This is a genomic window from Pseudoalteromonas sp. R3, from assembly GCF_004014715.1.
Lineage (GTDB): Bacteria > Pseudomonadota > Gammaproteobacteria > Enterobacterales > Alteromonadaceae > Pseudoalteromonas.
The window spans coordinates 816,714-828,802 of record NZ_CP034834.1; the positions used below are offsets into that span (position 1 = coordinate 816,714).

At 45.3% G+C, this 12,089-nt stretch carries 13 protein-coding genes; 7 read left to right on the top strand and 6 right to left on the bottom strand.

The features are described from left to right. Positions 1–155 precede the first annotated feature (155 nt). Positions 156–533 carry a hypothetical protein gene (locus ELR70_RS03060; protein WP_054016263.1) on the bottom strand — a complete coding sequence of 126 codons (378 nt, stop codon included), beginning with the start codon at positions 531–533 and terminating at the stop codon, positions 156–158. Positions 534–784: 251 nt separating this feature from the next. Here ELR70_RS03060 and ELR70_RS03065 point away from each other — a divergent pair, with 251 nt between their 5' ends. Then, complete coding sequence (locus ELR70_RS03065) at positions 785–1,357, top strand: hypothetical protein (protein ID WP_054016262.1); 573 nt, start codon at positions 785–787, stop codon at positions 1,355–1,357. Between the two features lie 148 nt (positions 1,358–1,505). On the opposite strand, the gene ELR70_RS03070 is transcribed toward ELR70_RS03065, so the two are convergent. Both ELR70_RS03070 and ELR70_RS03075 read right to left on the bottom strand, forming a co-directional pair. Then, positions 1,506–1,931 (bottom strand): DMT family transporter, encoded by a 426-nt coding sequence (locus ELR70_RS03070; protein WP_054016261.1) that lies wholly within the window; start codon positions 1,929–1,931, stop codon positions 1,506–1,508. Beyond that, entirely contained in the window at positions 1,931–2,389 is a 459-nt protein-coding gene (locus ELR70_RS03075; RefSeq protein ID WP_054016260.1) for a DMT family transporter, read from the bottom strand. Before ELR70_RS03075 ends, ELR70_RS03070 begins: the two co-directional genes overlap by 1 nt. Positions 2,390–2,481: 92 nt before the next feature. On the opposite strand from ELR70_RS03075, the gene ELR70_RS03080 reads away from it, so the two are divergent. Continuing rightward, positions 2,482–3,402, top strand: coding sequence for a LysR family transcriptional regulator (locus tag ELR70_RS03080; protein WP_054016259.1), 921 nt, complete (start codon positions 2,482–2,484; stop codon positions 3,400–3,402). Between the two features lie 449 nt (positions 3,403–3,851). Here the strand turns inward: ELR70_RS03080 and ELR70_RS03085 are convergent, their stop codons facing one another. The 3 genes from ELR70_RS03085 to ELR70_RS03095 all read right to left on the bottom strand — a co-directional run bounded on the left by ELR70_RS03085 (position 3,852) and on the right by ELR70_RS03095 (position 5,897). Then, positions 3,852–4,823, bottom strand: a complete 972-nt coding sequence (locus tag ELR70_RS03085) for a hypothetical protein (RefSeq protein WP_054016258.1) — start codon at positions 4,821–4,823, stop codon at positions 3,852–3,854. A 137-nt stretch (positions 4,824–4,960) separates the two neighbouring features. Next, the gene (locus tag ELR70_RS03090; RefSeq protein WP_082353247.1) at positions 4,961–5,230 is read right to left on the bottom strand and encodes a barstar family protein; all 270 of its coding nucleotides are present in this window, start codon (positions 5,228–5,230) and stop codon (positions 4,961–4,963) included. A 22-nt stretch (positions 5,231–5,252) separates the two neighbouring features. Further along, positions 5,253–5,897, bottom strand: coding sequence for a hypothetical protein (locus ELR70_RS03095; RefSeq protein WP_054016257.1), 645 nt, complete (start codon positions 5,895–5,897; stop codon positions 5,253–5,255). Between the two features lie 871 nt (positions 5,898–6,768). On the opposite strand from ELR70_RS03095, the gene ELR70_RS03100 reads away from it, so the two are divergent. The 5 genes from ELR70_RS03100 to ELR70_RS25215 all read left to right on the top strand — a co-directional run bounded on the left by ELR70_RS03100 (position 6,769) and on the right by ELR70_RS25215 (position 12,063). Next, complete coding sequence (locus tag ELR70_RS03100) at positions 6,769–7,284, top strand: hypothetical protein (RefSeq protein WP_054016255.1); 516 nt, start codon at positions 6,769–6,771, stop codon at positions 7,282–7,284. Between the two features lie 250 nt (positions 7,285–7,534). Then, entirely contained in the window at positions 7,535–8,791 is a 1,257-nt protein-coding gene (locus ELR70_RS03105; RefSeq protein WP_054016254.1) for an HlyD family efflux transporter periplasmic adaptor subunit, read from the top strand. A 112-nt stretch (positions 8,792–8,903) separates the two neighbouring features. Next, complete coding sequence (locus ELR70_RS03110) at positions 8,904–9,641, top strand: ABC transporter ATP-binding protein (RefSeq protein ID WP_054016253.1); 738 nt, start codon at positions 8,904–8,906, stop codon at positions 9,639–9,641. Further along, the gene (locus ELR70_RS25210; protein WP_241566263.1) at positions 9,638–10,909 is read left to right on the top strand and encodes an ABC transporter permease; all 1,272 of its coding nucleotides are present in this window, start codon (positions 9,638–9,640) and stop codon (positions 10,907–10,909) included. The genes ELR70_RS03110 and ELR70_RS25210 overlap by 4 nt, the downstream gene beginning before the upstream one ends. A gap of 20 nt (positions 10,910–10,929) precedes the next feature. Continuing rightward, the gene (locus tag ELR70_RS25215; RefSeq protein ID WP_241566264.1) at positions 10,930–12,063 is read left to right on the top strand and encodes an FtsX-like permease family protein; all 1,134 of its coding nucleotides are present in this window, start codon (positions 10,930–10,932) and stop codon (positions 12,061–12,063) included. Positions 12,064–12,089 lie beyond the last annotated feature (26 nt).

Genomic DNA, 12,089 nt, shown 5'->3' on the forward strand with positions numbered 1-12,089 from the left:
GCTTTGCTTTAAGAGCATATTTCAGGGCCAGAGTTTTATCTATTACACAAAGTTACAAGGGGTTATGGCGCATTAAGTGGCTAAAAAACATCAAGATCAAAGCGAGCGCGATTAGGATTGAAAAATGCCTAAGGTTGATTAAACGTGGGGTCATATCACGACCCTTGACTCTGCTGGTGGTAGTGACACCGCTTACGCTCCCAAGCCCAGCAAAATACTAAAGCTGCTAAACCACAGGCATAGGTGATATACAAGGGCACTAAAGTATTGGCATCCTCTGCATACATAAATGCATTAGACATCACCCAGGCGGCGACAGCACCAATTCCCAGCCATGCGGCTGCATAATACAGCCTATGGCCAGGTGCGCTCATATAACCTGAAAGCACCACACATGCCGCTGCAACGCCGCCTATCACGGGTTTTTTCCACCAACCTGCATACTCTGCCATTATGCCCGCAAGGGTTGCGGAAGCGATAAAGGTGACGATGACAATCAAAATGGAAAGTAATAATTTGAGTGCCTTTTGCATAACTTGCCCTATTCAAGAATCAAACACTATTCAGCATAGTCTATAATTTTCATAGACCTATAGTTTAGTTGCGGTGAGGTGATACGCGGACGCGCTCTTGACTCTGGTTATTGTCACGGAGCTAGGATATAAAATAGAAACAAAGCTTGTTTTATTGTCACAGAGTTTGTATCTAATCCTGATAGCAAAGAGTAGCCTTTGCCTTTAGAGATGCAACTTGGACTACCCAGATTTTATATGGAGTAACTTACATGCCAGGTGTTCATCAACAGAAAGCAAAACAGCCTCTTAATCTTTTGCTTTACAAATTGAATCTAAACAAACGAGGTATGTGGCAAATCTTAGCCGTAATCCTTCTGGCTTTGATACATGGTACAGCCAATGCTTGCAAACCTGCTCCCGGCTACACAAAATTCTCACCTGGTATTCAGGACAAAAATCAAAGCCACTCTTTGGTGATACCCAAAGCTAACTTGGCGTTAATCAAACGTGGCTATGATGATGGAAATGGTGGTTCATGTTCAGGAAATGGCGTCATAAAAATACAATTTGACAACGAAAACCCAGTTGAAACTACCGGATATAGGTTAAAAGTTTTGTCGGGGAGCGTTTTTGGCAATTACATAATTCCAGACTTTCCAGTTATGCCCAGACGCGATAACTTTGAGGAAAACGCACTGTATTTTACATGGTATGACGGTGGCACAAAAATTAGGGAAAAAATAGACTTAGTACTACAAATAATCGCGGTTTCACCAGCGGGAGAAGAGAGTGAGCCCTATTTACTGTCAATCCAGCACTCTGGCGGTAAGCTTAACGAATGAAGGGGATTATATCTCAAACCCCACAAAACCCAGGCGCCCAGCGTTATCTGTCTCTTTTTTAGGTTGGCTGACAAGTTTTTGAAAGGGTGTCTGCATCGTTCGATTGACGTCATAGTCTCTTGTTATGAACGTACTTAACAAGTTGTAATCAATTGTTTTTAAAGCTTAACTTTCCCTTAAGGAAGACTCCAGTGACAATTAAAACAGCCCCAAGAAACTGTACTCCAAATTGTTCAAAGCCGAAACCATAAACCTCAATGAACAAACCAAACAACATTTGTCCAGCGACAACCAATACGATTGAATTTGTTGAACCAAGTCTAACCATAACAAAACTATTCACTGCTACGTAAAGCGCACCAATAACTCCCCCAGCATATAAAGTTAGATCTTGAGGTAATGTACTTACAGGCTCAGATATAAATATAAACAATAAGGACAGTGAAACAAATCCCACAATATGATTCACGAATGAAGCATGAAATACACCATTATGCACACTAAGCTGACCATTCAAAATTCGACTTAAAGTGATACAAAACCCGTTAAGAAGACCCAATATTATAAACTCCATTACATCTCAACCCTACCGTAAATTATTAACATTGCTCCTGTTGCGACTAATAATGTGGGCAATAGATTGGCTACCGTGGCCTTAGTTTTTGGCTGGTTTAGCAAACCAAAATGTTCAATAATTAATGAAAAAAGAAATTGCCCAATGAGTGCTAACGCTAAAGTTCCTGTCAACCCTATATAACTCTGTACTGTCATTGATGAAAAAACTACTGTTAGGGCTCCTGGAACACCTCCAAACCAATACTGTTTTTTAATTTCAGGCCGGTTTGCACGATCGTCATTTTCTTTGAATACACAATATAGAAGCAACGCTGTAATGCCACCAACTCCATGAGCAATCCAAGATGCTTGGAAAGCAGACGTAGTATCCGCTAATTCGGCATTAACACTAATCATTAACGCAAGCAGTAGACCACTAAAAATAGCTACAAGAGCTAAACCACTTTGTCTTAACATAAATTCTCCTCTTCTAATGAGAGTATTATAATTGATAACAAATCGAGGCATAATGGACTATTCATCACAACTAAGTTGAGTAAAACTCACCAATGAAAGATGTTTTTTCCGCAATCCCAATATTTGTAGCAGTTGTAGAGTCGGGCTCATTCTCGTTGGCATCCGAGCGCCTTGGAATGACAAAGTCAGCCGTGAGCAAACGTATATCTAGTTTAGAAGATAGCCTTGGTACAAGGTTGTTCCATCGAAGTACTCGCAAGTTGACATTAACGGAGTCAGGCGAGGAGTTTTCAGATTACGCTCGTAATTCTGTATATATAGCTCAGCAAGGAATTACCGCAGCGACACTAAATCAAGGCAGTCCTAAAGGTACATTAAAGATTAATGCCCCGATGACATTTTCCAGGTTACACCTAGCCCCTCACCTAAAAGAATTCCTAGACCTGTACCCGGATATAAAAATTATTTTAAGTATGGATGATAAAGTTGTTGATATGATCGAAGGTGCTTACGATGTTGGGATTCGGATCGGAGAGTTAAAAGATTCAAGCCTAATTGCCAGACAGCTCGCTAAGTGCAAAAGTGTTGTATGTGCTGCCCCTGAATATTTGCAACGAGCTGGTACTCCCAATACTCCGCACGACTTGAAAGACCACAACTGCATCTATTACAGCTTGTTCCAAGCTGGTGTTGAGTGGACTTTTTTAAAAGCAGGTAAAAAACTCAAGGTTGAACCTACTGGAAATTTCATAGTAAATAACAGTGATGTTATATGTGAGATGCTTTTACAAGGACTAGGGATCTGTCAAATGCCAACATTTATTGTGCAGAGATACCTCAATACAGGCCAGCTAGTTCAAGTATTGGCTAACTATGATTTGCCAGACCACAGCATTTTTGCTGTGTATCCAGAAAGACGGCACATGCCAGAGAAAGTTAAAGTTTTCATCGATTTTATTGAGAAGAAACTACACTCCGTTTATTGGGAAGTTGAAAGTGAAAAAAGCGCATAACGCCACAAACTGAGGAACCCTCAGATAATAATTTTTAAAATCAATGTAATGGACACCCAACAATGTAATGGACACCCAACAATGTAACAATGTAATGGACACCCAAGGTATTGTTTGATCAAATTTATTTGGCAGGTTCAACTTGGAAGTGCACCAACTTTTTAAAGCAAAACAATGTAAAGCAAAACAAAGACACCCAGTACAAGACAAAACAAAGACACCCAGTACAAAGGAACAAAATATAGCCACCCAGAGTTATCTGTCTATTTTTTAGTTTCTTAGCTGATGAAAGCAAGTGCTATATAGGCTTAGATTAGGGAGAAATCGCGAGAGGCGGTTTCATGGGTAAGGAACCACAGCAGAAACCGTAGTTTTTGCAAACCACGTAGCACGGTTAAGCGTTGATTGAGTGTGACATTCATCATTTAAACTTCGGATAGAGGCTTATGCTAGCCCAATAAGCGCTCACAATTAGTCAGATTGGGGCGTCGCTTTTTTTGTAGATGCGCACAGTATTCAGTCATTGCCTGCCGTCTGCCGACGGCACCAGGGAATATTTTGGTAAATCGTGTAGTGAGTTTTTGCCAGTCTTCTGGCTCTATCTGTAACCGAGCGAGAATAGGCTGGGTTTCGCAGATGTGACCTCGCTTGTCTGCACGAACGCATCGGCCGGTGAGTTCTACGAGTTCAATGTAGTACTTAAGCTCAAAGGGTAATCCTTTGGGCATGTTTTGTCTGGGGTTGCCAGCAAAACGCAGAAGGTTCTTCGGTTGCGTGCCTTCCCGGGCGTGTTCAATGCGTTTTTTGATGCTGGTATGGTCAGAGGTTTCGGGTGTGTTGGCCATTTTGGCTCTGATTGGATTGAGGTCAACATAGGCCATGCAGGCGGCCAGAGCGGCTTCATCGAGTAGTGCCTGGGACTTAAATCTGCCCTCCCAGAAGCGGCCTGTACAGCCATCTTCTTTATTGGCTCGGCGGGCAATGTCTTCGTTCAGTACGCGCATAAACCAGCTAATACTCGCAAGTCTCTCCCTATACTTCTCGATAATATCGTCAAGCATCAAACGCTCAGACGGATTAAGTTCGTTACCTTCGATGAATTTGTGCGTCAGCCAGTTTCCCTTAAATAGCTTATGCCAGCGGATGACGATGGCTTTGTCATTCAATCGATTGGCTTTTTTATCATCCACATATAATACGATATGGGAATGATTGCTCATGACAGCGTAAGCGCAGATATCGATACAGAAAATGGTGCCCAGCAGGAGAAGCTTTTCTTCAACCCATTCACGGCGATGCTCATAAGATTGGCCTGTTAATGGGTCCTCACCACACAAAAAGGCACGCCTGACACAGCGCGAGATGCAATGGTAATATTTTGTGTCAACTAAACTGACCTGGCTTTTCCGTGCCATTGGCATTTGCTTCGTCCTTATCCTTGGAGCCGTAGCATATTAAAAGCATAGATGGCGGAGGCATGGTAGACAAGTTTTTGAATGGGTGTCTGCGTTGTTCCAACGAACGCAGTGAGTAAACTTGAGCAACTTGTTATAGCGCATTAGCTCCAAACCACAATGCAATTTATACTTGGGTACTCAATTTTTAAGTCGGTGAAGCACGTTTGAAGTTGCTGATATGAACTTGGTAGAGCTAACCGAAACTTTTGAGAACCCGTAAATTCTATATTTGCTGGCAATTCAATTAAACCTGTAATTGAATCCCAAAACGCATCCCAATTATGACCATAAAAATCAGGGAAAGAGAATGCTGACGACAAAAGAACATGTAGCTGTTCTTCCGTTTTAATTGTACTTAAATCTATCTGCATAATTCCCTTGCGCTATAACGTCTCAAGAACCGGTGCAGCTTGCTGCATCCGTATTACTTGACTTGTTAGCTGCGGTTTCAATGTTTGCTAGTCGATAGAAGAATGCAACGTATAACAAACTTAATTCGCGTAGAGCTTTGTATATAGGCTCAACGTGCTCTTCACCTGAACACGTACCGGAAACGTCAACTAGTGCTAGTGCTTCTGTAATCTTGTTATCTAGTTTAACTGCAAGCTCGTAGCAGTTATGATCTTTTAAGGTTTGGCAAATCGCAATTGCCTCTGCCAAAACTATTTTTCTACTCTCAAATGTTAATGAGTTATAGTCATCCGCGAAGCATTTAGCCAAGTCAGCTTTAATTTCTTCACTTCTTTTTTTGCTAGAAACTGTTCCACAATAAACATTTAAGATTGCTGTTACTTTTGCAAATAAGGGACTATAAATTTCCTGCAACTTTAATATTGCGGAACTCTTCGATTTTGAATTTTCCATCGAAAGAATAGATTGTTGTTGAAGTTTGGCAATTTCTAGATCTTTTTCTTTAGTAATCTCAGCGAGCCGCTTTGATTGAATAAAGGCAAATAACATACCTGCCACTGATACAAAATATGGACCAATAGCCTTTACTAGCTCGATAAGATTTATGGATTGCTCTGTATTAGACATGAAAACTCCATGAGCAGCTAACAGCTTATTAGCGTGAATACCGGTTAGATCCAGTTCCTAAAACCGTACAGATCACAGCTAAATTATTTTATTCATAATAAGAACAATAACCTACCACTATTGTACTAGCTACTCAAGCCAAAACGGCTCTGTTAAACCGAGTCTCGTTGATAGCGAGACTTGGGGTCTCGTTATGTAAAACTACTAACTTACTGACTCTCTTAAATTCAAAATGATGGCTGACTTAAACGAGACCTGAATGCGCGGAGAAAACGAGAAATTTGACAGGCAAATCGGTCATATTTACTTATACCTGTATAGGTGTACAGTGTTTGAGCTTTTGGTATCAGGTTTCTATGGCAGATGTCCAAGGACAGCTACCCCAAGGAACGTGGTCTCATTCTGCCCCGGGATTAACACTAGAAGCACTTGTGCCAGAGCCTGTCTTACAAGTTTACGAAGCAGCACCAAAAAATGGGGCGCTTTATCCGATCGAAAGTGCACCCGTTGCTAAACAAGATTCGAAGCAGATGTGGGTGGTAATATCCGCAATTGTAATGTCCAGGCAGACGATAGGCGTTGCTCATCAGGCTTTCTACTCCACTCAGATCAACCAGCACTACTTGTCATCTATAGAAGTGTAAGTCATTGAAAGTAAATTGCTTCGATGCTAAGTTGCTGTGTCTTTTATTGACGGTCGCCAATTGTGAGGCTGGCTTTTATGTTCCTTGAACATGCTTTCCTGTGTTTTGGGTGAAAGAAGAATATGTCCTTTACCTGGTTTAAATTAGGAACAGTGCGAGTGTCCAACCGGTTTTCAGAGAGCCACTTCTTGGTAGTTTAAAATGGGTTTTATAAACGAGGTAACACGATGACAATAAAAAAGAAAATGACCATTCTGTGCGTGGTTGCGTCATTATTAAGCGGGTGCAGCTACTTTTTCGGTGAGAATATTAAGCTGGAAAATTGTTTTACTCCCTATTCCGTGTCGCAACATCAGTCGACCCTGAATTTATATAAGCATCCTTTTGATGCATCCGAGACTTACTTTGTAGATGCAGGTTATGCGTTTCGGATTTCCGTGGATTACACAGTAAATAGCAGACCTTCATTAATTCCAAATAATCGTGATTTCTTAGAACAGGATCTGGAATTGACAGGGGACATGATCATAAGGGTGCCCGACTGGGCGCACAAATATTTGGGTGGTAGCCCGCTCGGTGTGAACTTGCCTGCTACCTATGATGGTCAAGTTGGGGTGCTTAGTGTGCTCGCGATGAAAAATGCGGAAATTGACTATCCCAAAGACGTGACACCGCACTGCAAAAAAGCAATGAAAGAGGTGTGTGAAGGCAAAAGCTGCAGGTTTGCAAGTTTATATAACTAGTTATGTTTGCACCAGCACAATAGAAACGAAGGCATGCTTCGTTTCGCCTTCTTACTCCTTTTCAATTTAACACCTGTCTCACTTCTGGCACACCTCATAGTTTCACCTGTCTCAATATCGACACACCTCTTTATTAGTTCTGAGTGATGAAAATTAAAAGTTATTATAAAACAATGCCTTAAATAATGTCTTATTCTGGCACGTAGCTTGTAATCTCTGTAGCAAACACATTTCGAAGCACAGAGGCAAAATGGACATACAAAGAGATCTTAAACAGCCTGCACGCTGGAAAAAACTGGGTTATTTGCTGCCGGTTTTGGCACTGGCGTTGGGGTATTACGGAATACGACAGTTTAGTGGCGATGCGTCGTATTTTGTTGACCGGGAAACTGTGGTGACGGCCAGGGTGGAGCAGGGCGACTTTCAGGTCAATATTCGGGCCACCGGTGTGCTAAAGCCTGCCGAGATCCGTTGGGTGGCGGCGCAGGTGTCGGGTCGGGTAGAGCAGGTGCTGGTTAAAGCCGGTGCCGAGGTAGAGGTGGGGCAGCTGCTGCTTAAATTGTCTAACCCGCAGTTACAGCGAGAGCTTGACCAGGCCCGCTGGGAATTGGCTGCAGCGAAAGCCGAAAACAATGCAAAAATCGTGGCGCTGGAATCGCAACTGGTGGGGCTCGACAATCAGGTGGTATCAGCCGATCTGGGTTTTCAGGCTGAAAAACTAAAACTGGATGCCGAAACGCTACTGATAGAGCAAGGTAATGCCACGGTGTCGCAGCTTGATTATCAGAAAAGTCAGCTGGCGGTAAAGCGTGAACAGCAAAAGTGGCAGGCAGCAAAGCAAAAGGCACTCAAAATGCGTGCTGAAATTGAAGCCACCAAGGCGGCACAAACCGCTCGGTTTGGTCTGCTGGAGAATAATCTAAGACGGATGCAGGAGCAGGTTGATGCACTGCTGGTGCGTGCCGACAAAGCCGGTGTCGTGCAGCAAATTTCGCTGGAGCTGGGCGAGCAAGTCAGTCTGGGCGGCAGTATCGCATTGATAGCCTCGCAACAGAATTTGTATGCCGAGCTGCAGGTGCCCGAAGTCAGAGTTCAGGACATAGAGGCTGGCCAGTCTGTCATGCTGGATACCCGCAACAATGAGATAACCGGCACGGTAACACGTATCGATCCGGCGGTGGTGGATGGCATGGTCCAGGTTGATGTTGCTTTGCCGCGAGATTTGCCGGCGGATGCGCGCCCTGAGCTGACTGTCGATGCACAGATCCAGGTGAGTCACCTGAGCAATACTTTATACGTCCGGCGTCCAACTTATGCGCCAAAATCTAGCCAGATACAACTCTACAAACTCGATCAGGCTGGTCGCTTTGCACATAAAACTGTGGTGGCGCTGGGCAAGGTTTCAGTCAATCAGGTACAGATTGTCTCGGGGCTCAAAGCCGGCGATGAAATCATTATTTCCGACAGCAGTGACTGGCAGGATCATGCCGAAATCAAACTGAATTAAACACGTGATATCACATACTCAAAGTCGTTATCAATAACGACAGGTATTACGCCTTAACCTTGCCAACAGCAGGTGTTTATTGCACCCTGTTGGCTCTGAAACGGAGTCATTCATGAGCGCACTCATAACATTAGAAAATATAACAAAAAGCTTTTACACCGACGAAATTGAAACCCAGGCACTGCATGGCATTAATCTGAGTATCAACAAGGGCGAGTATATCTCACTGACGGGCCAGTCCGGGTGCGGCAAGTCAACCCTGCTCTCCTTACTGGGTTTACTCGATTCGCCCACAAAGGGGCGCTATATGCTGGGCGACCAAGATGTGTCTGCGCTCTCTCGCGATCAGCGCGCAGCCATTCGCAGTAAGCAAATTGGCTTTGTCTTTCAGTCGTTTAATCTGATTTCAGATCTGACGGTAGAAGAGAACGTGATGCTGCCACTGAGCTATCAATCTGGTATCAGCCGCAAAGTGATGCAGGCAAAAGCACAGGAAGTGTTACAGAAAGTCGAGATGGGTCATCGTACTGCACATTTCCCTTCACAGCTTTCGGGCGGTCAGCAGCAGCGTGTTGCCGTTGCCAGAGCCCTGGTGAATGATCCAGCCATAATTCTGGCCGATGAGCCGACGGGGAACCTGGATTCAAAGAATGCAACGGCGGTACTAACGCTGTTTGACAAGTTACACAGTGAAGGCGCCACCATTTGTATGGTTACGCACGACCCAGCTTCGGCGCAGCGTGCCGGTCGTAGCCTCGAAATGTTCGATGGTCGTCTGGTCGGCGACATCCGCAATACACAAGCGCCACGCCCGACAACTCAGGTCACCGCCGATCTGGAGGCATTATGATGGCCATGATGCTGGATCTAAAATACGCGTTGCGACAGCTTTATAAGTCGCCGAAATTTACCGTCATGACGCTCGGGGTATTATTGGGCGGTTTGTCGATAGCACTGTTCACGTTCTCATTTTTGTATACCACTATCTACAAGCCGTTGCCTTTGCCAGAAGGCGAAACTGCGCAGCGCCTTGCTGTGTATAACGACGGTGAGTTCGACATGCTCACTGCCAACGAATTTATGGCCGTCAAACAGGGCGTGTCGGTCTTCTCGGAACTTGGGGTTTACCGCGATCAGGATGTGCGAATGAGTAAAGGGGAGGCCGGGCGAAACTTTTTCGGCGCTGCTGTTCAGGCTGGTATGTTTGAATTCAGCCGAACTAAACCATTGGCCGGAAGGACCTTTACTGCCCTGGATAGCCTGCCCGGCGCCCCGGCTGTGGCTGTGATCAGCGAAGAGATGTGGGCAGATGAGTTTAATCGCGATCCTCAGTTGCTTGGCCGGGCTATTGAGCTAAACGGCGTACAAACGGAAGTTGTCGGAATTATGCCACAAGGCTACCGTTTTCCACATATTGCCCGTATCTGGTTACCTTTGCAGGATAACATCTTTGATGTGCAGGCTCCGATCAGTGAGCAGTTCAACGTCTATATCCGACTAAAAGAGGACGTAGAGGTTGCACACGCCGAGCGTGAAATCACTCAGGTGCTGCGCTCTTTACAGCTGCAAAATCAGCAAAGCTATGGCATGGAAGCAGTACAAAAGCAGGCGCGTATTCTGACTTTTCAAATGGCTCAGACCGGAGGCGAAGGCGCAACGGTGTTTTTATTTCTGAGCGCGATCTCCTGGGTGGTATTGCTATTGGCTTGTATTAATGTCGGTAATCTGCTGTTGGCCAGAATACTGGAAAAACAAAAAGAAACTGCCATCCGAAATGCACTGGGTGCCAGTTCCGGGCGCTTGATCAGCCAGCTGATGTGGGAAGGTATTTTGATCACTGTGCTGGGCACTTTCTTAAGCGTTTGTCTGGTCGGTGCCTTACTGGATTATGTCAACGTGGGGCTGCGCTCCTGGTTACCCGGCGCCGGACTATTCTGGTGGCGTTATGGCCTGGATGGTGCAACCCTGATGATGGCACTGGTTTATATGCTGGGTACTTTGTTTATGGCTGTTTTCTTGCCGGCCTGGCGCAGCACCCGACAAGACATCAATGCCACACTCAGAGACGGAACACGGGGGCGCAAAGCCGAAAAGCAGGCCGTTTATCGCGAATATTAGTAACCACACAAGTGTTTCTGGTGGCACTGCTGATGCTGATAGGCTCCGTATCGGCGCTGATCGCCAACAAGTTCGTTAATATTGATTTGGGCGATGACTATCAGAATGTGATGAGCACTCGCTATAGCACGCCTGAACGGACCTACCCAAGCGCGCAGCAACGTCTGAATCTGACCTATGCATTAATGGACGAAGTGCAAAGTCACAGTGCCGTCACTCATGTATCGGTTGCGCAGTGGCTGGGACCGAAAAAAGTGCACTTTGGTCATCAGGAGTTTGACCAAGCGCAGACCGGCACTGAAATAGATACCATCTCGATGATTGGTGATTTCCAGACTACTGGGGTCCGCTTGCTTGAAGGGCGAATGTTTAACCGGGCCGACACGGCGGACAAACGTAAGGTCGTGATCATCAGTGACTCAATGGCCCAGAGATACTGGCCAGGAGAATCGGCACTGGAGCAACATTTTGTGATGGAGATCGAAGGGAACCGTGAGCAGGTGTACGTTGTCGGTGTGGTGTCGAACCTGATGAATCCGAAATCTCTGTTCGGCAGGCTGGATTCAGCCGATGAAATATACCTCAGTGGTAGCCAGTTTGTGCAAACGCTTCAGAAGCTTTCCTATCGTATCTTGCCGGGCACCACGAATGCGGAGGAGATTTTCTACCGTGCCATGTATAACACGGCGCCTAACCTGGACGTGACACAAACCGTGATGCCAGCGATTAAAAATCGTGACAAGATGCGTGAGTCAATGAAGTTTATTTCTCACCTGACCTTCGCAACGGGCGCTTTTGCACTGGCACTGGCGGTGATTGGCATCTATGGTCTGACTGCCAATGCGGTGGCACAACGAACGCATGAAATCGGCATTCGCCGGGCTGTGGGGGCTCGTGATCGCACTATCATTGCGCTGTTTATGCGCCAGGGAGCGACGCAATTGGTGATTGGCCTGGGGCTGGCGTTGCTCCTGTTTAGCGTGATTGCTATGGGGTTTCAGAGTTTCACCGAAGGCCTGTTTCCGGTCAGCGCCTATTTTGTGATGGCTTGTTTAGTGAGCATTGCATTGACTTTGGTGGTGCTGTTGGCAGTTTATATGCCCATCAGCAGGGCGATAAAACTTGAACCGAGTTCAGCGCTGCGTTATGAATAGCGGCTTTAAAATGAAGGAAGTATAAA

Excerpts from the sequence above, each read along its gene's own strand:
- ELR70_RS03060 (WP_054016263.1), bottom strand. The coding sequence starts at position 533 with ATGCAAAAGGCACTCAAATTATTACTTTCCATTTTGATTGTCATCGTC.
- ELR70_RS03065 (WP_054016262.1), top strand. The coding sequence starts at position 785 with ATGCCAGGTGTTCATCAACAGAAAGCAAAACAGCCTCTTAATCTTTTG.
- ELR70_RS03070 (WP_054016261.1), bottom strand. The coding sequence starts at position 1,931 with ATGGAGTTTATAATATTGGGTCTTCTTAACGGGTTTTGTATCACTTTA.
- ELR70_RS03075 (WP_054016260.1), bottom strand. The coding sequence starts at position 2,389 with ATGTTAAGACAAAGTGGTTTAGCTCTTGTAGCTATTTTTAGTGGTCTA.
- ELR70_RS03080 (WP_054016259.1), top strand. The coding sequence starts at position 2,482 with ATGAAAGATGTTTTTTCCGCAATCCCAATATTTGTAGCAGTTGTAGAG.
- ELR70_RS03085 (WP_054016258.1), bottom strand. The coding sequence starts at position 4,823 with ATGCCAATGGCACGGAAAAGCCAGGTCAGTTTAGTTGACACAAAATAT.
- ELR70_RS03090 (WP_082353247.1), bottom strand. The coding sequence starts at position 5,230 with ATGCAGATAGATTTAAGTACAATTAAAACGGAAGAACAGCTACATGTT.
- ELR70_RS03095 (WP_054016257.1), bottom strand. The coding sequence starts at position 5,897 with ATGTCTAATACAGAGCAATCCATAAATCTTATCGAGCTAGTAAAGGCT.
- ELR70_RS03100 (WP_054016255.1), top strand. The coding sequence starts at position 6,769 with ATGACAATAAAAAAGAAAATGACCATTCTGTGCGTGGTTGCGTCATTA.
- ELR70_RS03105 (WP_054016254.1), top strand. The coding sequence starts at position 7,535 with ATGGACATACAAAGAGATCTTAAACAGCCTGCACGCTGGAAAAAACTG.
- ELR70_RS03110 (WP_054016253.1), top strand. The coding sequence starts at position 8,904 with ATGAGCGCACTCATAACATTAGAAAATATAACAAAAAGCTTTTACACC.
- ELR70_RS25210 (WP_241566263.1), top strand. The coding sequence starts at position 9,638 with ATGATGGCCATGATGCTGGATCTAAAATACGCGTTGCGACAGCTTTAT.